The sequence below is a fragment of the Parafrankia sp. BMG5.11 genome (assembly GCF_004337455.1).
Genome location: NZ_SJXI01000018.1, coordinates 37490 through 56628, shown reverse-complemented (window position 1 = coordinate 56628; position 19139 = coordinate 37490). Strand labels below are relative to the sequence as shown.

Below are 19139 nucleotides of genomic sequence, written 5' to 3'. Positions count from 1 at the left end.
AGAGACCAGATGCAGCCGCCGCTATCCTCGGTCATCGGGGCTGCTCTAGCACGAGCACGGGGTCAAAGCCGCCAAACACCATTCGTTGCGGGCTGAACGGCACATCGTCCGGCATCTTCATGTCGGGATCGATCATCATCTTTTCGGCCGCCGCATCGCACACCTCCCGGCTTGGCCAAGCCATGTAGCTGAACACGATCGCCTCACTCGGCTCAGCCTTGACCGCCCGGTAGAAATCGGTCTGCGTCCCGTGAGGCACGTCATCGCCCCAGGCCTCGACCACCGCCGTCGCGCCGTACCCGCGAAACATGTCCCATGCGTCATCGGCCATCTGGCGATAATCCTCGCGTCTGTCCTCCGGCACCGGGACGATGAAGCCCTGGACATACTGGCCTTGCGCAAACGCGCCGTGGCTGACGATCGGAGTAAACCCGCCGAAGATCATCCGCTGCCCATCAAACGGCATTGGGTTGGTCGCTGGATCCATGCGCGGATCCTTGCCCATCAGCGCGCTGACCTCGGCCATGCCAGTGTCACGCGCGTCCTTGTCGGGCCATTCGACCCAGGCGAAGGCAACGGTTTCGCCATCGCGGGCGGCTACCGCGCCCTGGAAGTCGGTGGTCTTACCCGGCTTGAGGTCGGCACCCCAGCATTCGACCACCCGCAACGCACCGTTCTCAAGGAAGATCGGGTCGATCGTGCGCGCGTGCTGCACAAACCTATCCCGGTCGCTCGCTGCGACGGGGATCACGAAACCATCGAAATAGCTCACTACCTGTCTCCCTTAAGCGGTCGCGCCTGCCGCGTTCACGTTGTCCGCCGGCTGGTCCTCAACATCCTTCGAGCCACGCCAGCGCTATCTCTCGCCGCGACTCGCCCCCCTTGTTCTTCTTGATCCTAGAAGTTACTAATTGCAACTGTGGAGTTACCAAAGGAAACTGACGCGGAGAAAGGCGCTCATGGCCGCTGGTATGGTGATGCCTGCGGCACTGCGTTCGCAATGGAGTTGGTGGGCGAGCGCTGGTCATTGCTGGTGGTGCGCGAACTGATGCTGGGCGGGCGGCGGTTTTCCGATATTCGCGCCGCCCTGCCCGGTATCAGCGCAAAGGTTCTCACCGAACGGCTGGCTTCTCTGGAAGAGGCGGGGGTGGTCGTCCGCCGGCAGTTACCGCCGCCGGGCAAGGCGCAAGTCTATGAACTGACCCAGTGGGGATATGCCGCCGAACCACTGTTGCAGGAGTTGGGGCGATGGGCCGCACAATCGAGCTCGCACGACCCCACCTTGCCCCTGTCACCGGTGTCGTTGATGCTGTCGATGCGGACCATGGTGGACAAGCGACGGGTCGGCTCCGTGAAGGGCACCATCGGTCTTGCGATCGGCGATGAGACGTTTCTTGCCGAGCCGGATCACGGGACCCTGCCGATCCGACGGGGCAACCTGGACGCAGCGCACGCCGTGTTCACCGCGCCAGCGGCGCCGGTGATGGCCGCCGGCCTTTATGCCGGTGTGCCGTGGGCGGATCTTGAGCGCGATGCCGGCCTGGTGATCAGCGGAAACCGCGCGCTTGCCCTGCAATATGCAGCGCTGTTCTCGCTGCCGCCGAAAATCGCCTAGCGCTGGCGGAAAGCCCACCGCAGCGTTTGCGACATCGTTCGCGTCGCCAGACGGGCCGGCAGCGCGGTGACCGCTGGGCGCGGCAAGGCCAGCATCGTTCGCGCGTAAGATGGCAGCAAATCAACCGCAGCAGTCCCGAGAGTCCGCTGCACCGCCACCGGCGCGCCCTTCGGCCGCTGGCTGAGAACCAGGCGCGCGACCTCGCGGGAGGCGTCGCTGGCGGCAAGATCAGATCGCAATTCGGCGATCAGCGCCTCGGCTTCGGCTCGGCTCTTAGGCACCGGGTCGGCACCGAGCGCCCGGGCCACCACGGCGAACTGGCGGAAGTATTCATCCTGCTCGCCGTGCGGCATCGCCGGGTGCACGTATGCCAGATACGCCTCCAGGAAGCTGGTCGCTTCTGCCACGTGCACCCAGGCCAGCGTGCGCGGAGCAGTCGCTGAGTACGCCTCCCCGGTGGGGAGCGTACCGCTGACGCGTTCATGGATGCGGTTGACCCGGCCGATCGCCGCCATCGCGTCATCGCGGTGTGCGAACGTCGTCACCGCGATAAACCGCGCGGTCCGCCGCAGGCGGCCGTGCATATCGGCGCGGAAATCGGAGTGATCGAGCACGCCCTGCAGTGCGTGCGGATGGAGCATCTGCAACAGCAGTGAACGAATGCCGCCGACCAGCATAGACACCACGCCAGAATGGACCATCCGGATCGGCGAATCGCGTTCGAACAAGGCGTGCTCGCTGATCGGCACCGGCTGCTGGCCGGACGCTGCATCGTTGAACACCGCGCGCACCTGGCCCACCAGGCGGCGGCGGATCAGGTCGGACGGGGTGGGCAGCATCGCCGGCATATATCGGGGCGCGATAAGTTGCTCGCAAGGACGCTTGCGAGGCTTGCCCCCCGCGTATAGGCACCGCCGGCGATGAACGACATGACCGACGGCCTCGATACCGCCCAGCGAACCCTGCTCGCCGCCCCCGACACCGAGGTCGATGCGCGAGAAGTCTTCGGCCTGGACATCGACTGGAAAATCCCCGCGTTTTCCAAGGCGGATGCGCGGGTCCCCGACATCGACGACAGCTATGTGTTCGATCCCGATACCACGCTCGCCATCCTGGCCGGGTTCGCGCACGACCGGCGGGTGATGGTCCAGGGCTATCACGGCACCGGCAAGTCCACTCACATCGAACAGGTCGCCGCGCGGCTTAATTGGCCGTGCATCCGCATCAACCTGGATGCGCACATCAGCCGCATCGATCTCGTCGGGCGGGATGCGATCGTGCTGCGGGACGGATTGCAGGTAACCGAATTCCGCGAAGGCCTGCTGCCGTGGGCGCTGCAGCACCCCGTCGCGCTGGTGTTCGATGAATACGACGCCGGGCGGCCCGACGTGATGTTCGTGATCCAGCGTGTTCTGGAACAGCAGGGCAAGCTGACGTTGCTGGACCAGAACCGCGTCATCCGTCCCGATCCCCACTTCCGCCTGTTCGCCACCGCCAACACCGTTGGCTTGGGCGACACCAGCGGACTGTATCATGGCACCCAGGCGATCAACCAAGGCCAGATGGACCGCTGGAACCTGGTCGTCGCGCTCAATTACCTGCCGGCCAAGACAGAACAGGCGATCGTTGCGGCAAAGAGCCCGGGTACCGATGCCAAGGTGATCGCTGACATGGTGAAGGTCGCTGACATGACCCGCCAGGGCTTCATCGGCGGCGACATCTCCACGGTGATGAGTCCCCGCACGGTAATCACGTGGGCGCAGAACGCCTCGATCTTCGGGGACGTCGGGTTCGCGTTCCGCCTGACCTTCCTCAACAAGTGCGATGAGGCCGAGCGAGTCCTCGTGGCCGAATATTACCAGCGGGTGTTCGGCGTCGATCTGCCCGAAAGCGTCGTCGGCAAGAACTGACGGCGCTTGATGCGCTGTGTTGAAGTGGTAATACACTGCCGATGGCGTTTTTCAGGTCGCGTCCCAAGCCCGCCCCCGAGCCGGCGCCTCACGCCGGTTATTTCGCCCTGCACGAGGCGTATGGCGACGACACGCCGGTAAGCGACAAGTTCGACGACTGGGACCGGCGACTTGGCACCACTCAACCGGACACCGCCCACCGGCTGTGGTTCGGGCGCCGGCGCAGTTGGTGGATCGTACGCGCCATCGCCGCGCTCATCGCACTGTTCATCGTGATCGTCGCCTGGCTCGCCGTCACCGCCCCCCTGTCCAAGTCGCTGCAGCCGATTGCTCCGCCGGAACTGACGCTGCTCGCCAGCGACGGGACGCCGATCGCGCGCAACGGCGCGGTTATCGGCAAGCCGGTCGAGGTGGCCCAACTGCCTGATCATGTGGTCGAGGCGTTCATGGCGATCGAGGACCGGCGGTTCTACAGCCACTGGGGGATCGATCCGCGCGGCATGGCCCGCGCGGCGTGGACCGGATACGGCGGCGGCAGCACCATCACGCAGCAGCTCGCCAAATTCACCTTCCTGACGCCCGAACAGACGCTGACCCGCAAGGCGCGCGAGATGCTGATCGCCTTCTGGCTGGAAGCATGGCTGACGAAGGACGAGATCCTCGAACGGTATCTGTCGAACGCGTATTTCGGTGACAACGTCTACGGCCTGCGGGCGGCATCGCTGCATTACTTTTATCGCCAGCCAGAGCGGCTGAAGCCGGATCAGGCCGCGATGCTGGCAGGACTCGTTCAGGCGCCTTCGCGCTATGCTCCGACCAAGCACTATGAACGCGCGGCCAGGCGGATGAAGCTCGTCGTCGGCTCGATGGAGGATGCCGGCTACATCACCGCGGCCGAAGCGCGCGCCATGCGCCCGCCCAGGCTCGACGTGCGGCCGAACAAGGCGCTGCCCACAGGCACTTATTTCGCTGACTGGGCGCTGCCGCAGGGCCGGCAACTTGCCGAGGCCGGTTACGGCGGACAGACCCTTACCACGACCCTCGATTCGCGGCTGCAGGCGATCGCGCGCCGTGCGACCCAGCGGGTGCCTGGCAAGGCGCAGGTCGCACTCGTCGCCATGCGCCCGAACGGCGAGGTCGTGGCGATGATCGGCGGCAAGGACTACGCTCGCTCACCCTTCAACCGAGCGACACAGGCGCGGCGGCAGCCCGGGTCCACCTTCAAGCTGTTCGTGTGGCTCGCCGCCCTGCGAAGCGGGATGTCGCCCGATGACATGATCGACAATCGCGAGATCACCACCGGCAGCTATCGCCCGAAGAATGCCGGGGGCAATTATTCGGCGTCCATTACGCTTGAGGACGCTTTTGCCCGCTCCAGTAACGTGGCGGCCGTGCGTTTGCTGAAGACCGTCGGCAGCGAAAACGTCATCGCCACGGCCCGCGACCTAGGCGTTCAGGCGCCGCTCGCACAGGGCGACCCCAGCCTGGCGCTCGGAACTTCGACAATGACCTTGCTGGAACTGACGAGCGCATATGCCGGGGTCGCGGCGAACCAGTTTCCAGTCCGGCCGCATGCCTTCGCCACGCCCAAACAGGGCTGGCTTGCCAAAGCGTGGGAGTGGAGCAGGCACGAGAGCCTGTCCGGCCGCACGCACCGCGATATCGAACAGATGATGCGCGCGGCGGTCAGCCGCGGAACCGGCCGCGCCGCCGCGCTGTCGGTGCCCGCGTTCGGCAAGACCGGCACCAGCCAGGATTACCGCGATGCGTTGTTCGTGGGTTACGCCGGCGACCTGGTGGTCGGCGTGTGGGTCGGGAACGATGACAACACCCCCTTGAACGGAGTGACCGGCGGCAGCATCCCGGCGCGAATCTGGCGCGATTTCATGGCTCAGGCGCTCGGCAAATCAGCGCCCCGCCCCGCGCCCGCGCCGGGCGCGAGCGAAGATCCCGGCACTCCGGTTGAACCGATGGACGTGCCCGGGCCCGACGCGATCCCGACTGCCGAATTCCCGATCGATGACCGCTCCCGCGTGCGGATTGGCGGCGAAGGGGTCACCGTCACCACCGATATCGAAGGACTTCCAGTCGACGTGCGGCTGGACCGAGACGGGCTGCGGGTGCAGCCGGCGCCCACCCCTACACCCAGCGCTCCACCCGCCCCCGGCGGTCCCTAGCGCGTCTCTTCCGCCATCAGGATGTTCATGACGGCGCTGGCGATCGGCTTGGCCGGATCATCCTGCCATGCCTCGACCGCAATGTTGGCGTTGCGCCGGCCCAGCCGGACGATCCGTCCACGCGCATAGCTCGCCTGCGTGCGCGCGGTTGACAGGTATTGCACCGTGACATTGATCGGTTTGAGCAGTGGATCGCGCCCTCTCGCGGCCAGTTCCGCCTGGAGGGCGGCATAGCCTGCGGTTTCGAGCAGGCCCGCGATCGCCCCGCCGTGCCAGGCACCCGGCCGGCCTTCCAGATCGTGGCTGAACGCCTGCACCAGCGTGGGCGCGCCGGCGGGGCCCTCTTCGGCCTCGGCTATACCAAGCGCGCGGGCATAGGCGGTGAGACGGACAGTCACCGCATGCGCGCCGGATCAAGCGCCATGAACACGCCGGATACGTCCGCCACGGGATCGGCTGCATCGCCGTCATGCGCGGTGCCGCGGACAAATGCGGCCGAGCGGGTGCTGCGGTAGCACGTGACGCGTCCGATGACTGACGCCCGCTCCCGCGCGGGCCGGATGTAGTCCACCCGCAGATCGAGCGTAGCCACCGGACGGAACGTTCCATTAGCGGCCCAGATGGACATTCCGGCGGCCATGTCCATCAAGCTGACAATCGGACCTGAGGCGAGCACCGGCCGTCGTTCATCGCCGACCAGGTCGGCGCGCCAAGGGAGTTCGAGCTCCACCCAGTCGGCCCCGTGATCGCGATACTTGAGGCCCAGCCACCCCGGATGCGCGCGCGTTAGGACCCACTTCGACAGCACTTCGGCGTTAAAGGGTCCCTCGAACATGTTCATCTGAAGGGCACGTGCCGATGACCCGGCGACCTGGCAAGCGGAACCCGGTTGCCGCCCGTCACGCGCGCAAAAAAAACGGGGCCCGAAAGCCCCGTTTTCCTAACAAGTCGACTGAAAGCTTAGGCGCTGACAGAGTCGTCATCGTCACCGGTCGCGATCACGATCGCGGCGATGATGGCGGCGAGCGCCAGCAGGCCGATGATCAGCGCGCTCGACGAGCCGCCGATTTCGCTGCCTTCAACAGTCGGTGCTGCGGCGCGCTGCGGAGCGGCCTGAGCGGCGACCGGAGCCGCCATGAGAATTGCTGCTGCAGCGGCAGTAGCCAGTTTGCTGATCTTCATATGATATCTCCTCGAAGTCTTGGTATTCTATGGTCAGTCCCGGCCGCCCCTAGATGAGGTCGGCGATTCAGGCAACCCCGGTTGTTGCGCAATTTTGCGAAAATAACAGTCGCTTGGTCCATTTCCATGCCGTTGCTGCAATTGCGCAACGGTACGCCTTTCGGCTCCACCAAGCCGCACCACCAACCTTCCAGATGCCGGCCTGTTCCCGTCGCGTTTGACGGATCAGTGACCTTGCGGAGCGGAGCGTGGGTTGGCACCAAGTGAGTTACGATGAGGTTAACGTCCCTCTTGGCGTTCTCCAGCCTGGTCACCAGCGACATAGACCCGTTCTCCGCCAACCCACGTTTGCAGGACCTTTGCCGCCCGTAGATCCTGGGGGGTGGCCAGCATCGGATCGCGATCGATGATCACGAAATCCGCTCGCAAGCCGGGCTTCAGTTCGCCAAATCGCGTTTCGCCAAAACCGGCGAATGCTCCTTGCGCGGTATAGCTGGCCAGCGCAGCTTCGCGCCTCACCGTCTCGCCCGGCATCCAGCCGCCGAACGGCTGGCCATCGGGCCCCGTCCGACTGATCGCCGCTGCCATGCCCGCGAACGGGTCCGGCGCCTCCACCGGTGCATCAGAGCCGAATGCCAGCGGTGCGCCGGCTGCATCGATCGAGCGCCAGGCGTACGTGCCCGCAAGCCGGGCGGGACCCAGCCGCGCCTCAGCCATCAGCCGGTCGGATGCCTGGTGCACTGGCTGCATCGAAGCGATCACGCCGTTCCGCCCGAACCGCGCGATGTCGGCCGGGTCCACCACCTGCACATGCTCGATCCGCCAGCGCCGATCGCCTTTGTAGGTTTCAGACAGCTCCTCGATCGCGTTCAGCGCCTCGGCGTTGCCGGCGTCACCGATCGCGTGCACCGCGACCTGGAACTGATCGAGGGCGGCGCGGCTCATCAGGTTCCTGAGCTGCGCGCCGGTCAGCAAGGGCAAACCGGTGTTCCTGGGGTCATCGGCATAAGGGGCCTTGAGCCACGCCCCGCGCGAGCCCAGCGCCCCGTCAAGGTACAGCTTCACCCCGGCCATGCGCAATTTATCGGCATAAAGCCACGGAGTGGGCCGCGGGCCAGCGATCAGTTCCATCGCCGGAACCCCTGCGGCATAGGCCATGATCCGCACCCGGAGCCAGCCGTCGTCGCCGGCGCGGCGGTAGCTCTGCCAGGCTTCGATCGTGGTCCCCATGTCTGCCGCTGCGGTGATGCCGCGAGACAGCAGGATCTGTTGCGCCTTTGCCAAGGCCACATCGTGGTCGTCAGGCCGCGGCGCGGGCATGGCGCGTTCGGCCAGTTGCATCGCGTTATCGACCAGCACGCCCGCCGGCGCGCGCGATCCGGCGAGCCGCTCGATCCGGCCGCCGGCGGGATCGGCGGTCTGCGCGCTGATTCCTGCGGCCGCTAGAGCGGCGCTGTTCGCCCATTGCGCATGGCCATCGACCCGCGCGAGCAGCACGGGGCGGTCAGATACGGCAGCGTCGAGGTCGGCGGCGGTGGGGAAGCGGCCCAGCCCCCAGGTCTCCTGGTTCCACCCCCGACCAATGATCCACTTGCGGTCGGGATGCGCCGCGGCATACTCGCGTATCGCGGCCTGCGCCTCTGCCAGCGAACGGGTTTGCGTCAGGTCCAGCGTCAGGGCGCCGAACCCCAGCTCCATCATGTGAAGATGCGAATCGACCAGGCCCGGGATCACCACCGCTCCCTGCGCGTCGACCCCGTATTTGGCGCGCGGACGCTTGTCCTTCCGGTCCAGCAGCTGCTTCACCCGGCCATCGTCATCGATCCAGATGCCGGTGAAGCGGGTGACTTTCCCCTCGCGATCGATGGACATGCCCTGGACATTGTCCACCAGCGTATCCGCGTGGGCGGGCACCGCCGTGGCGGCGAGGATAAGGGCGGCGAAGCGGATGAATTTCATCCCGCCCGGTTAGGCGAGCGCGGCGCTCTTCTTCAAGAGCTGATACGCTTCCACCACGCTGGTCAGCCGCACTTCATGCCGCCGGTCGCCGCCATTCCGGTCAGGGTGGTAGCGGCGGACCAGTTCGCTGTAGCGCCGCCGCAGCCCGGCCCGATCGACGTCCGGCGCCAGTTCCAGCGTGTCGAGCGCCGCGCGCTCGTCACGCGTGAAGCGCGATGTGGCTGCTTCCCTTCGCGCGCGTTGCCGAACGTCATGTGCCCGCGCGCCAATCGCGTCCAGCGGATCGTCGAAGTCCGCCCACCGCGGAGTGCCGTCGACACCGGCATCGGCCCGGAACGCCCGGGTGGTGCTGGAATTCGCCCAGCCCGCCGCCGGATGCTGCGCGGCGACGATCTCGTCCGCGCTCATCCCGGCGAACCAGTTATAACTCGAGTTGAACAGGCGCACGTGATCGAGGCAGAACCAGCGCCACTGGCCCGGCCCGTCGAACCCCGCCCCGCGGTCGCCGGGCGCGCGGAATTCTCCCGGTTCCTCGCATCCGACCGCTTCACACTCGCGATCGTCCGCTTCGACCCGGCCATGGAATCTGGACTGCTTCACCGGCCAAGGATGGGAATGGACAAGCCGCATGTGAACCCCCAAACCTGCTCCCCATGAGCACGCCGCTACAACTGGAAATGGAAACTCTCCTGCGGGAAGCGTTCGAGCCGCTGCACCTTGAGGTCATCAACGACAGCGCCAAGCATCGCGGACACAGCGGCGATGATGGAAGCGGCGAATCGCACTTTACCGTCGCGATCGAGAGCGCCGCTTTCGCCGGCAAGTCGCGGCTGGAGCGGCAGCGGATGGTGAACCGCGCCCTGGGCGACATTCCCGGCAACCGCGTGCACGCGCTGGCGATCCGCGCCTTTGCCCCCGGCACCCGGCAATGACGACCGCAACCTCGGCAAGGCGCGTTCGCCGGGCGGCGCGGCTGCTGGTGACCGACGACGCCGGTCGGGTCCTGCTGTTCCGCTTCACCTTCGGCGGTCGTTCCCCATTCTGGGCCACGCCCGGCGGCGAATGCGACCCCGGCGAAAGTTTCGCAGCCGCCGCACGGCGCGAGCTGCTCGAGGAGACCGGGCTGGCGTGCGACCCCGGGCCTGCCATCGCGGAGCGGGGCAACGAGTTCGTCACCGCCGAGGGCGAGCCGGTCACCGCTGACGAGCGGTACTTCCGCATCCGGGTGCCGACCTGCGACATCCGCACCGACGGTCATACCGAGCTTGAACGCCAGATCATGCTGGATCACCGCTGGTTTACCCGCGCCGAATTGGCCGGTTGGCACGAGACGATCTTTCCCCCCGAAATCCTGACCCTGCTGGAGCGAGCCGAAGCATGAGCGTGATCGACACCATTCAACCGGTCACGCACGACCTGGGGCAATTCCAGGTCCGCCGCGCACTTCCCAGCCGCGGACGGACGATGGTGGGTCCGTTCATCTTCGTGGATGAATTCGGTCCCGCGACGCTCGATATCGGGGCCGGGATGGACGTCCGCCCGCATCCGCACATCAACCTGGCCACGGTCACCTGGCTGTTCGAAGGGGCGATCGACCACCGCGACAGCTTGGGCACATACGTCACGATCCGCCCGGGGCAGGTCAACCTGATGACCGCGGGCAGCGGTATCGTCCATTCGGAACGCAGCCCGCAGGAGGAGCGTGACCGGGGCGCAAAGCTCTATGGCATGCAGACCTGGCTGGCGCTTCCCGATGACGCACAAGAGGTGCAACCTGCCTTCGAAGCGCAGATCGGATTGCCGATCGTGGAAGATTCCGGCGCGCACGCGACCGTGATCATGGGCGAGCTGTGGGGGACCCGCGCCCCAACCACGACCCACGCCGAAACGATTTATGCGGAGATCAACCTGGCTGCCGGGGGCACGCTGCCGATCGATGCCGAGGCCGATGAGCGGGCGGTGATGCTGGTCGGCGGCACGGCGTCGATCGATGGTCACCCCCTCGATCCATATGTGCTGACGGTGCTGGCACCGGGCGCGGCGATGCGGCTGGCGTCGGATGGCGGCGGGCGGGTGATGCTGCTGGGCGGCGAAGCGTTCCAGACCAAGCGGCACGTGTGGTGGAACTTCGTCAGTTCCAGCCGCGAGCGGATCAACCAGGCCAAGGACGACTGGCGCGCCGGGCGTTTCCCGCTGGTGCCGGGCGACTCGGACGAATTCATTCCCATTCCCGATCAACCCAACACAGTGAGCTATCCATGAGCATGGCAGGACAAGTCGCCTGGATCACCGGCGCATCGAGCGGCATCGGCGCGGCGCTGGCACGCGGCTGGGCGAAGCGCGGCGGGCACGTGATCCTGTCGGGCCGGGACGAGGTCCGGCTGGGCGAGGTCGCCAGTTCGTTGAGCGGTGAGGCGCTGATCCTCCCGTTCGACGTGCGCGACGAGGCGGCGCTCGCGGAGGCGACCGGAAAGGCGCTGGCGTGGAAAGGCGCAATCGACCTGGCGGTGGCCAACGCTGGCATTTCCCAGCGGTCGGCCGCGGTCGAAACCGACATGCGGGTCTACCGCGAGATCATCGAGGTCGATCTCCTCGCCCAGATCGCCTTCGCCCAAGGGCTGATCGGCCCGATGAGCGAACGGGGCAGCGGCGGGCTAGCCTTCATCTCCTCGATCGCCGGCAAAGTCGGCGTGCCGATGCGCACGGCATATTCCGCCGCCAAGTTCGGGCTGGCGGGCTATGCCGACGCCCTGCGCGGGGAGCTGTCGCAAAGCGGCGTCGCGGTGCACGTAATTTACCCCGGATCGATCCGCACCGATGTCAGCCGCAACGCGCTGACCGCGGACGGCAGCGTGCGCGGCAAGAGCGACAAGGCGATCGACGAGGGGATCGACCCCGATGCCGCCGCCGCCGAAATGCTTGACGCGATCGCCGCCGGCGCCCGCGAGATCATCGTGGCCGAAGGCGCGGAAAAGGCGACGGGCGAAGCGCGGCGCACGCCCGATGCGCTGTTCGATCAGATCGCGGCGATGGTCGCCGCCGGGTACATGCAGCGCCTTAAGGGAGATTAGCGCATGAACCGGGTAACACTCGCCAATGGCATCGCGCTCGATGTGGTTGACGAAGGGCCGACCGATGCGCCGGCGCTGATCTTCCTCCATGGCTTTCCCGAAAGCCACCGCACCTGGCGGCACCAGGTGGCGCACTTCTCCGACCGCTACCGCTGCATCGCACCCGACCAGCGCGGCTACCGCGGTTCGTCGAAGCCGCCAGAGGTGAGCGACTACACCCCGGACAAGCTGATCGGCGACGTGTTCCAGCTGGCCGACGCGCTCGACATCGACACCTTCACGATCCTAGGCCACGACTGGGGCGGCGCGATCGCATGGGGAACCGCGATTTCGGGCCAGATGAACGGCCGCGTCGCGCGCGCGATCATCGCCAACGCGCCGCATCCGGCGATTTTCCAGAAGCTGCTCTACACCAACCCGCATCAGCGCGAATCCAGCCAGTACATGCGCGGGTTCCGCGATCCCAAGAACGATGCGCTGGTCCGCGAGTTCGGCCTCGCCGGCATCCTGCTGCAGGAGATCAAGTGGGACAGCGGCGACGTGATGGAACCTGGAGAGCGCGCCGCGCTGCTGCAGGACTGGCAGGATCGCGACTCCGCGTTTGCCATGCTCAACTGGTACCGCGCGTCGCCCATCGACGTGCCCCCGATGGACGCTCCGTTCGAGGTGCCTGCCGGCTGGACCCCGCCAACGCTCCCCAACCTGTCGATCCCGACGCTGGTGATCTGGGGCATGGACGACCTCGCCCTGCCGCCCGAGAACCTCGATGGCCTCGACACGATCATCGACGACCTGACGCTGGTCGAGGTGCCGGGCAGCGGCCACTTCGTGCCATGGGAAGCGCCGGATGCGGTAAACGCGGCGATCGAGGCGTTCCTGGCGCGAACCGGCTGATTCGTCTCCTGTCCCTTCTCCAGACAAGTCTTTCGCCATCACAGGTTCGTTATCGCTGAGCGGATTCGCCTGCTCAGCTTGTAATAACGCCGCGCCGCCTCATATTGGTGTATATCGATGGCCTACTTTTTCGGCAGCCGTCGCCTGAGAGACATCGCGCTCCCGCTTTTTTGACGGGGTGTCGCTATCAGCTTTCTTTCACCCAATTTACCAGACGACGCGCGTGGCGGATTTTTTGTCGCGCTACGCTCCGGTGGCTCACGGGCTGCAAGCGGAATGACGCGCGCGCTAGTCGTCGAACCGTCCTTGTCGCAAGAGCGCCTGGCATGACCGCGCGCGACGCCGACAAGCCCAAGTATCTGAGCGTGGTGGTGATCTTCTCCGCCATCGGGCTGCTGTTCTGGAACTTCTGGTAGCCGCATCATCCGCCCCGCCTGATCCCCATATTAATCGGAAAAACGCATGACCCCTCGTTTGATCATCGGCGCATCCGCCATCGCCCTCCTTGCTTCTGCGCCAGTGACTGCTCAGAATACCGGCGCTGAAATGACAACAGAGGCCCGGCACACGACTGAGCGCGCGGAAAGTCAGTCGCACCTGGCCAAAGACTGGAAGAAGGGCGAGAAGATGACCGTCGAAGGGCGTAAGCTGATGGCGCGTTCGCAGGACCGAGTCGCCAGTTACTCCCGCACGGCGAGCAGGCATCAAGCCCGCGCCGATCGAGCCACCGCCGACGCGCGCAAGGCCGCGGCATCGCTCGCCGAGGGCAGGCGGATGGTCGCGGCTGGTGCGCGCCTGAAGGGTGAAGCCGAGTTCCAGTTCCCGCTCGTGCCGGGTGCCTGACCGGCCCAGTTGCAACAAACGCCGTTCGCGCCGGGCAGCGGGGGCACAGAGAGATCGGGACGGATTGTGAAGCCAGCTGTCGTTCTTGCCGCAACCACTCTGCTGGCCGCCTGCCAGGTTTCGCCTGACGTCTCGAGCGCTTCGCAGGCAAGGCAGTTGCGGGCGGCACAGCTCGCGTCCCCGCAGTGGCGCGGGCACAAGTTCGCCCAGGATCGCTGCGCGGATTGCCACGCGGTAGAGGCCGGGAAGGATTCCCCGCTCCCGCAGGCGCCCAGCTTCACCGCCATCGCCCGAAGGCCCGGCCTCACCCCGTCGAGCCTGGGCACCTGGCTGAGAACCCAGCACGCACACCCGGACGAAATGTATTTCGAAATCCCGGCAGAACACGTGAACGATCTGGTCAGCTATATCGTGAGCCTGCGCGTCGGTGACCTGCAATCGTCCCCCCAGGATCGGACAACGAAATGACCGTCAACAAGCTGTACCACGATCGCGGCGTGGCCCTGGTGCAGGCGCAGTGTGTGCAATCGTCCGGGTCTCAGGAAAGCACCGATGGCGCGGCGCCGGTTGCCGGGGGGCGAAACGGCGATGGCCCGACCTCTGCCGGTGACGCAGCCACCGGAGATAGTTTCGAGGTGTTCCGCACCGATGAGGTGCAATTGACCTCCACCCTTTTTTCGGGCGGGGACTGGCACTGGCGACTGGCAAGCGCCGCCGGGGATGTGCTGGTCGAAGGGTGCGGATACCGCTCCCAAAGCCAGTGTCTCGAAGCCGTCGCATTGCTGCAGGGCCGAGCCAAGTCCGCGAGCCTGGAAGTGGCCTGATCCGGGCGGGCCCGGTCCGTCAGGTCGTGGTCGCAGCTAAAGAGATCGACCCTGCGCTCTGGCGGAGCCGGCGGCGTGTCCAGCCGCCAATCGCGAGCGAAAGCGGCAACGCCCGCAACATCATGCCGCGGGTCCGACGCCGCTTCAGGCCATCCACTTGATCCAAGCACCGTGAGGGTGCGCTTCTGCCAATAGCTGGCCCCCGGCCCCGCCTGGCCAATAGCGGACGACCAGTTCGTGCCGGTGCGTGTCGCGGTTGGCTTCGAGCGCGACCCAAGCGAGCGGGCGGTCCGCCGTGGCCGCGGCGCCGGCGGCGTCCATCGCCTTCGTGACGCGCGCCTGCTGATCCTTGGGCACGTACTGCCAGACGATCGAGTGCATCAGCATCCGGGTGGTGCCCGGTTCCTGCGGCCGCGCCAGTTCTGTCTCGATGAAGTCGGCGGCATTCATGCGCACCAGGTCAGGTGCTTTGGCGCGCGCCGCGCCGATCGCCGCGTCCATCCGCTCGAACCGCACGCCGTGTTCGGGCCAGATATACCCCTTCAACCGCAGCGCCTGCGCCGGGTCGGTCAGGTCGACCGGGGCCACATCGCAGCCCTTCAGGCTGGTGATGGCGATCGGGTGGTCAGGCGGCGGGTTGCCCTGCCAATCGGGCGCGAACGCCATCACCGGATCGGACGGGCCGGCCTTCACCCCTCCCAGATCATAGGCATAACGGTCGATCATCAGATTGATCCCGGCGCTCGAACCGATTTCAAGGCACTGAAACCGCGCAGGCAGGCCCTGTTCCGCGAGCCACAGCACCGCGGCGATGAAGCTCGACGAGCGCCCTGCCTCGTTCGTTTGCGGCGGGCCATCGAGCGAAGGCAGCAGCCGATCTTCGTGCGCGGCGATCACCTGGCGCACGATCGCCGCGTCGTCCGCATTCTTGCCGCGATAGATCGCGCCCAGGGCCGGCGCGTCGCCCGACAGGAACAGCGCGTGCAAGCCGCCCGCGATCCGCAGGGGCAGCGCATCGGCGAGCGGCGCGCCCTCCCACCCGCGGATGCGGTCGAGCAGCACGCCCGGGGTCTGATCGTCCAGCAAATCGCCCACCGCTGCCACCACCCGCGCGGTGATCGGCGCGTCCGCCGCGGTGCAGTACGCGACCTGGTTGGAAAACGCGGTCGCCACGGTGCCGGCCCCTTTCGCATCGAGGTCGATCCGCTGATACTGCGGCTTCTCGCCATGTTCGGCCATGTTCGCGTTGCCCTTCCCCGCCGGTTTGCCCTAAGCGCCCCCGCGATGGCCCCGCCCCTGTCCAAGACCGCGCTGACGTTCGCCGTCCCCAAGGGGCGCATCCTCGACGAGGCGCTGCCACTGATGGCGCGCGCCGGAGTGGTGCCCGAAGCAGGCTTTCACGACAAGGCCGACCGGCGCTTGGCGTTCGGGTGCGAAGACCAGGACTTTCGCGTGATCCGCGTGCGCGCGTTCGATGTCGCGACGTTCGTTGCCCACGGCGCGGCGCAGGCCGGCATCGTCGGCTCCGACGTGATCGAGGAGTTCGACTATTCGGACCTTTACGCGCCGGTCGATCTGGGCATCGGCAAGTGCCGGCTCTCGGTGGCCGAGCCTGCCGGCGGCGGCGCCTCGATCGACGGGGCGAGCCACGTGCGGGTGGCGACCAAGTACCCCGGCCTCACCCGCCGCCATTTCGAAGCGCACGGCATTCAGGCGGAATGCGTGAAGCTCAACGGCGCGATGGAGATCGCCCCGGCGCTGGGTCTTGCCGGGCGCATCGTCGACCTCGTCGAAAGCGGGCGCACGTTGGTGGAGAACGGCCTGGTGGAAACCGCCACGATCATGGAAGTGAGCGCGCGGCTGATCGTCAACCGCGCGGCGCTAAAAACAGACCCGCGGGTCTTCGCGCTGGTGGAGCGGTTCCGGGAGTTCGCGGCGTGAAACGGCTGCGGATCACCGACAAGGACTTCGACGCCCGGTTCCGCCGGATCGTCGATGACCGGCGCGAAAGCGGCGGCGACGTGGGGGCTGACGTCGCTTCGATCATCGCCCGCGTGCGGGCAAAAGGCGACGCCGCGCTGGCCGAATACACCCACCGTTTCGATGACCATCAACTGACCGACGAGGGTGATTGGCGGATCGACCTTGCCGATTGCCGCGCGGCGTTCGACGCGCTCGACCCCGCATTGCGCGATGCGCTGACGCTGGCGGCGGAGCGCATCCGCGCATTTCACGAGACCCAGCGCCCGGCCGACCGCGACCAAACCGATAGCGCCGGCGTCCGCCTGGGCGCGAAATGGCGCCCGGTCGATGCCGCGGGGCTGTATGTGCCGGGTGGGCGCGCGGCCTATCCCTCGTCGCTGCTGATGAACGCGATCCCCGCCAAGGTCGCCGGCGTGGAGCGGCTGGTGGTGGTGACGCCCACGCCCGGCGGCACGGCCAACCCGCTGGTGCTGGCCGCTGCGCACCTTGCCGGGGTGGACGAGATCTGGCGCGTCGGGGGCGCGCAGGCGGTCGCCGCGCTCGCCTATGGCACCGACCGGATCAAGCGGGTGGACGTGATCACCGGCCCCGGCAACGCCTGGGTGGCGGAGGCCAAGCGCCAGCTCTTCGGAGTGGTGGGCATCGACATGGTGGCGGGCCCCAGTGAAATCCTGGTGATCGCCGACAATCGCAACGATCCCGACTGGATCGCCGCCGACCTCCTCAGCCAGGCCGAACACGATCCCGATGCGCAGTCGATCCTGATTACCGATGACGAGCACTTCGCCGATCAGGTGGCCGACCGGATCGACGTTCAGTGCGCCATGCTGTCCACCCGCCGCACCGCGCAGACGAGCTGGGACGATCACGGCGTCATCATCGTGGTCGAACGGCTGGAGCAGGCAATCGCCCTCGCCAACGCGCTCGCTGCCGAGCACGTCGAACTGGCGGTGGACGATCCCGAGCCGTTCCTTGGCGCCATCCGCCACGCCGGCAGCGTGTTCATGGGCCGCATGGCGCCCGAGGCGGTCGGTGATTATGTGGCCGGCCCCAATCACGTCCTTCCCACGGGCCGCCGCGCGCGGTTCGCCAGCGGGCTGTCGGTGCTGGACTTCATGAAGCGGACCAGTTTCATCGAACTCGGCGCGGACGCGCTCCGCTCCATCGGCCCCGCCGCCGCTGCTCTCGCCCACGCCGAGGGACTGCCGGCCCACGCCCAATCGATCGAGGTCCGTCTGAAATGAACCAGAACCCGCGCTCCCAGGCGCGTTCCGCCGCCCGCCTGGCCGCCGTCCAGGCGCTGTACCAGCACCATCTGGAAAGCACCCCCACCGCCCGACTGCTCGACGAGTTCCACCAGCACCGCCTGGGCATGAGCGATGACGAGGACGACGCCGAATTCGCCGATGCCGAGGTCGCGTTCTTCGACGACCTGGTGCGCGGCGCGATCGCTCGCGCCGAGGAAATCGACGATCTGCTGACCGCCAAGCTGGCGGAAGGCTGGACGCTCAAGCGGCTCGACAAGACGATGCTGCAGATCCTGCGCGCCGGCGCTTACGAATTGCTCGCCCGGCCGGATGTGCCGGTCGGCGCGGCGATCAGCGAATGGGTCGATGTCGCCAAGGCGTTCTTCGACGATCGCGAGGCGAAGTTCGTCAACGGCGTGCTCGATGCCGTCGCCAAGGACGCGCGCTGAGCCGCGAGGCGTCCATCATCGCAGCGCTCCGCGGATTGGCGGACACCCCCGCCGCGCGCGGCCTGGCCGATGATGCAGCGGTGATCGAAATCGGCGGCGAAGCGCTGGTCTTGACGCACGATGCCATGGTCGAAGGGGTCCACTGGCTACCCGGACAGGACCTGGCAGACGTCGCGTGGAAGTTGGTCGCGGCCAACCTGTCCGACCTCGCCGCAAAAGGCGCGGAGCCCATCGGGGTATTGCTCGGCTTCATGCTGGGCGCTGAGGACGAGCGGTTCGTCACCGGCCTTGGCGAGGTGCTGCACGAGTACCTGGTACCGCTGCTTGGCGGAGACACCGTCGCGGGCGGGCCGCCGCGCACCTTCGGGCTGACCGCGGTCGGCCGTGCCACTCATCGTCCGGTGCCCGACCGTCGCGGTGCGCGCGCGGGCGACACGCTGTGGCTCACCGGACCGGTCGGCGCGGCGATGCTGGGGTTCGAGGCGCTGCGCGACGGCACCGCCGCCGACAGCGCCGCGTTCCGCCGCCCCCGCCCCCTGCTGTCAGAGGGACGGGCGCTCGCACCGCTGGTGAGTGCAATGATGGACGTGTCCGACGGGTTGCTGCTCGATGCCCGGCGTCTCGCGGATGCCAGCGGCGTAACGCTGGCGATCGACACGGCGGCGGTGCCGATCAGCGCGCCCGGGGACCGCCGCGCCGAAGCGCTGCGCTGGGGCGACGATTACCAGTTGCTGTTCACCTTGCCGGTCCACTGGAAACCGCCGATCCCGGCGCACCAGATTGGCGAAGCACGCCCCTTCGCAGGCTCGTCGCTGCTGATCAACGGGACCGCGCCCGCGCCAGACGACTCGCTGGGTTATCAGCACTGAGCGTGCGCCCCGGCGCTGCGCGCGTTTGGCTCTTGCGCACCCGAATCGCTTGCCTATACCTCGACGCCTCTAGCCGCTCGGGAGAGGCGGTTTTCCACTAAGCAGGAGGGGACTTA

At 67.0% G+C, this 19139-nt stretch carries 23 protein-coding genes; 15 read left to right on the top strand and 8 right to left on the bottom strand.

Annotated features, from left to right (window positions below; translation table 11 throughout):
* Positions 1-31: 31 nt before the first annotated feature.
* Entirely contained in the window at positions 32-772 is a 741-nt protein-coding gene (locus tag E0504_RS14505; protein WP_131624780.1) for a DUF1428 domain-containing protein, read from the bottom strand.
* 147 nt (positions 773-919) lie between these two features.
* Between E0504_RS14505 and E0504_RS14500 the strand changes: the two genes are divergently transcribed.
* On the top strand, positions 920-1615 hold the full coding sequence (locus E0504_RS14500; RefSeq protein WP_165938516.1) for a helix-turn-helix domain-containing protein: 696 nt from the start codon (positions 920-922) through the stop codon (positions 1613-1615).
* Here E0504_RS14500 and E0504_RS14495 read toward each other — a convergent pair.
* Positions 1612-2463 (bottom strand): oxygenase MpaB family protein, encoded by an 852-nt coding sequence (locus tag E0504_RS14495; RefSeq protein ID WP_373693902.1) that lies wholly within the window; start codon positions 2461-2463, stop codon positions 1612-1614. The two genes, E0504_RS14500 and E0504_RS14495, sit on opposite strands and share 4 nt — an antisense overlap.
* Before the next feature lie 72 nt (positions 2464-2535).
* Between E0504_RS14495 and cobS the strand changes: the two genes are divergently transcribed.
* Positions 2536-3525 carry a cobaltochelatase subunit CobS gene (gene cobS / locus E0504_RS14490; RefSeq protein ID WP_131624779.1) on the top strand — a complete coding sequence of 330 codons (990 nt, stop codon included), beginning with the start codon at positions 2536-2538 and terminating at the stop codon, positions 3523-3525.
* A gap of 41 nt (positions 3526-3566) precedes the next feature.
* Entirely contained in the window at positions 3567-5702 is a 2136-nt protein-coding gene (locus tag E0504_RS14485) for a transglycosylase domain-containing protein (protein WP_131624778.1), read from the top strand.
* Here E0504_RS14485 and E0504_RS14480 read toward each other — a convergent pair.
* From E0504_RS14480 to E0504_RS14460, 5 genes are all read right to left on the bottom strand, one after another.
* Positions 5699-6100 (bottom strand): PaaI family thioesterase, encoded by a 402-nt coding sequence (locus E0504_RS14480; RefSeq protein WP_131624777.1) that lies wholly within the window; start codon positions 6098-6100, stop codon positions 5699-5701. The genes E0504_RS14485 and E0504_RS14480 overlap by 4 nt on opposite strands.
* A complete protein-coding gene (locus E0504_RS14475; RefSeq protein ID WP_131624998.1) occupies positions 6097-6537 on the bottom strand; it encodes a PaaI family thioesterase in 441 nt (146 codons plus the stop codon). The genes E0504_RS14480 and E0504_RS14475 overlap by 4 nt, the downstream gene beginning before the upstream one ends.
* 125 nt (positions 6538-6662) lie before the next feature.
* Complete coding sequence (locus tag E0504_RS14470; protein ID WP_131624776.1) at positions 6663-6884, bottom strand: hypothetical protein; 222 nt, start codon at positions 6882-6884, stop codon at positions 6663-6665.
* Between the two features lie 279 nt (positions 6885-7163).
* On the bottom strand, positions 7164-8843 hold the full coding sequence (locus tag E0504_RS14465; RefSeq protein WP_131624775.1) for an amidohydrolase: 1680 nt from the start codon (positions 8841-8843) through the stop codon (positions 7164-7166).
* A gap of 9 nt (positions 8844-8852) precedes the next feature.
* Positions 8853-9251: a J domain-containing protein gene (locus E0504_RS14460; RefSeq protein ID WP_207912542.1), complete on the bottom strand. Its 399-nt coding sequence runs from the start codon at positions 9249-9251 to the stop codon at positions 8853-8855.
* A gap of 245 nt (positions 9252-9496) precedes the next feature.
* On the opposite strand from E0504_RS14460, the gene E0504_RS14455 reads away from it, so the two are divergent.
* The 8 genes from E0504_RS14455 to E0504_RS14420 all read left to right on the top strand — a co-directional run bounded on the left by E0504_RS14455 (position 9497) and on the right by E0504_RS14420 (position 14475).
* Positions 9497-9775 (top strand): BolA family transcriptional regulator, encoded by a 279-nt coding sequence (locus tag E0504_RS14455; RefSeq protein ID WP_131624773.1) that lies wholly within the window; start codon positions 9497-9499, stop codon positions 9773-9775.
* Positions 9772-10224, top strand: a complete 453-nt coding sequence (locus tag E0504_RS14450) for an NUDIX hydrolase (protein WP_131624772.1) — start codon at positions 9772-9774, stop codon at positions 10222-10224. Before E0504_RS14455 ends, E0504_RS14450 begins: the two co-directional genes overlap by 4 nt.
* Positions 10221-11105 carry a pirin family protein gene (locus tag E0504_RS14445; RefSeq protein WP_131624771.1) on the top strand — a complete coding sequence of 295 codons (885 nt, stop codon included), beginning with the start codon at positions 10221-10223 and terminating at the stop codon, positions 11103-11105. Before E0504_RS14450 ends, E0504_RS14445 begins: the two co-directional genes overlap by 4 nt.
* The gene (locus E0504_RS14440; protein WP_131624770.1) at positions 11102-11914 is read left to right on the top strand and encodes an SDR family NAD(P)-dependent oxidoreductase; all 813 of its coding nucleotides are present in this window, start codon (positions 11102-11104) and stop codon (positions 11912-11914) included. The genes E0504_RS14445 and E0504_RS14440 overlap by 4 nt, the downstream gene beginning before the upstream one ends.
* A gap of 3 nt (positions 11915-11917) precedes the next feature.
* Positions 11918-12808 (top strand): alpha/beta fold hydrolase, encoded by an 891-nt coding sequence (locus tag E0504_RS14435; RefSeq protein WP_131624769.1) that lies wholly within the window; start codon positions 11918-11920, stop codon positions 12806-12808.
* A 462-nt stretch (positions 12809-13270) separates the two neighbouring features.
* The gene (locus tag E0504_RS14430; RefSeq protein ID WP_131624768.1) at positions 13271-13651 is read left to right on the top strand and encodes a hypothetical protein; all 381 of its coding nucleotides are present in this window, start codon (positions 13271-13273) and stop codon (positions 13649-13651) included.
* A gap of 66 nt (positions 13652-13717) precedes the next feature.
* On the top strand, positions 13718-14119 hold the full coding sequence (locus E0504_RS14425; RefSeq protein ID WP_131624767.1) for a c-type cytochrome: 402 nt from the start codon (positions 13718-13720) through the stop codon (positions 14117-14119).
* Positions 14116-14475, top strand: a complete 360-nt coding sequence (locus tag E0504_RS14420) for a DUF1508 domain-containing protein (RefSeq protein ID WP_131624766.1) — start codon at positions 14116-14118, stop codon at positions 14473-14475. Before E0504_RS14425 ends, E0504_RS14420 begins: the two co-directional genes overlap by 4 nt.
* A 144-nt stretch (positions 14476-14619) precedes the next feature.
* Here E0504_RS14420 and E0504_RS14415 read toward each other — a convergent pair whose 3' ends face one another.
* On the bottom strand, positions 14620-15714 hold the full coding sequence (locus E0504_RS14415; protein ID WP_131624765.1) for a DUF2332 domain-containing protein: 1095 nt from the start codon (positions 15712-15714) through the stop codon (positions 14620-14622).
* A gap of 45 nt (positions 15715-15759) precedes the next feature.
* Between E0504_RS14415 and hisG the strand changes: the two genes are divergently transcribed.
* From hisG to thiL, 4 genes are read left to right on the top strand one after another with little or no spacing between them, the layout of a single operon-like run.
* Entirely contained in the window at positions 15760-16416 is a 657-nt protein-coding gene (gene hisG / locus E0504_RS14410) for an ATP phosphoribosyltransferase (RefSeq protein WP_131624764.1), read from the top strand.
* Positions 16413-17702, top strand: a complete 1290-nt coding sequence (gene hisD / locus E0504_RS14405) for a histidinol dehydrogenase (protein ID WP_131624763.1) — start codon at positions 16413-16415, stop codon at positions 17700-17702. The genes hisG and hisD overlap by 4 nt, the downstream gene beginning before the upstream one ends.
* The gene (gene nusB, locus E0504_RS14400) at positions 17699-18154 is read left to right on the top strand and encodes a transcription antitermination factor NusB (protein ID WP_131624762.1); all 456 of its coding nucleotides are present in this window, start codon (positions 17699-17701) and stop codon (positions 18152-18154) included. The genes hisD and nusB overlap by 4 nt, the downstream gene beginning before the upstream one ends.
* Entirely contained in the window at positions 18151-19023 is an 873-nt protein-coding gene (gene thiL / locus E0504_RS14395) for a thiamine-phosphate kinase (RefSeq protein ID WP_373693906.1), read from the top strand. The genes nusB and thiL overlap by 4 nt, the downstream gene beginning before the upstream one ends.
* The last annotated feature ends 116 nt before the right edge of the window (positions 19024-19139 follow it).

Excerpts from the sequence above, each read along its gene's own strand:
- E0504_RS14440 (WP_131624770.1), top strand. The coding sequence starts at position 11,102 with ATGAGCATGGCAGGACAAGTCGCCTGGATCACCGGCGCATCGAGCGGC.
- E0504_RS14420 (WP_131624766.1), top strand. The coding sequence starts at position 14,116 with ATGACCGTCAACAAGCTGTACCACGATCGCGGCGTGGCCCTGGTGCAG.
- E0504_RS14435 (WP_131624769.1), top strand. The coding sequence starts at position 11,918 with ATGAACCGGGTAACACTCGCCAATGGCATCGCGCTCGATGTGGTTGAC.
- E0504_RS14465 (WP_131624775.1), bottom strand. The coding sequence starts at position 8,843 with ATGAAATTCATCCGCTTCGCCGCCCTTATCCTCGCCGCCACGGCGGTG.
- cobS (WP_131624779.1), top strand. The coding sequence starts at position 2,536 with ATGAACGACATGACCGACGGCCTCGATACCGCCCAGCGAACCCTGCTC.
- nusB (WP_131624762.1), top strand. The coding sequence starts at position 17,699 with ATGAACCAGAACCCGCGCTCCCAGGCGCGTTCCGCCGCCCGCCTGGCC.
- E0504_RS14470 (WP_131624776.1), bottom strand. The coding sequence starts at position 6,884 with ATGAAGATCAGCAAACTGGCTACTGCCGCTGCAGCAGCAATTCTCATG.
- E0504_RS14415 (WP_131624765.1), bottom strand. The coding sequence starts at position 15,714 with ATGGCCGAACATGGCGAGAAGCCGCAGTATCAGCGGATCGACCTCGAT.
- E0504_RS14450 (WP_131624772.1), top strand. The coding sequence starts at position 9,772 with ATGACGACCGCAACCTCGGCAAGGCGCGTTCGCCGGGCGGCGCGGCTG.
- hisG (WP_131624764.1), top strand. The coding sequence starts at position 15,760 with ATGGCCCCGCCCCTGTCCAAGACCGCGCTGACGTTCGCCGTCCCCAAG.
- E0504_RS14445 (WP_131624771.1), top strand. The coding sequence starts at position 10,221 with ATGAGCGTGATCGACACCATTCAACCGGTCACGCACGACCTGGGGCAA.
- E0504_RS14460 (WP_207912542.1), bottom strand. The coding sequence starts at position 9,251 with ATGAGCGCGGACGAGATCGTCGCCGCGCAGCATCCGGCGGCGGGCTGG.
- E0504_RS14455 (WP_131624773.1), top strand. The coding sequence starts at position 9,497 with ATGAGCACGCCGCTACAACTGGAAATGGAAACTCTCCTGCGGGAAGCG.
- E0504_RS14430 (WP_131624768.1), top strand. The coding sequence starts at position 13,271 with ATGACCCCTCGTTTGATCATCGGCGCATCCGCCATCGCCCTCCTTGCT.
- E0504_RS14475 (WP_131624998.1), bottom strand. The coding sequence starts at position 6,537 with ATGTTCGAGGGACCCTTTAACGCCGAAGTGCTGTCGAAGTGGGTCCTA.
- E0504_RS14485 (WP_131624778.1), top strand. The coding sequence starts at position 3,567 with ATGGCGTTTTTCAGGTCGCGTCCCAAGCCCGCCCCCGAGCCGGCGCCT.
- E0504_RS14495 (WP_373693902.1), bottom strand. The coding sequence starts at position 2,463 with ATGCCGGCGATGCTGCCCACCCCGTCCGACCTGATCCGCCGCCGCCTG.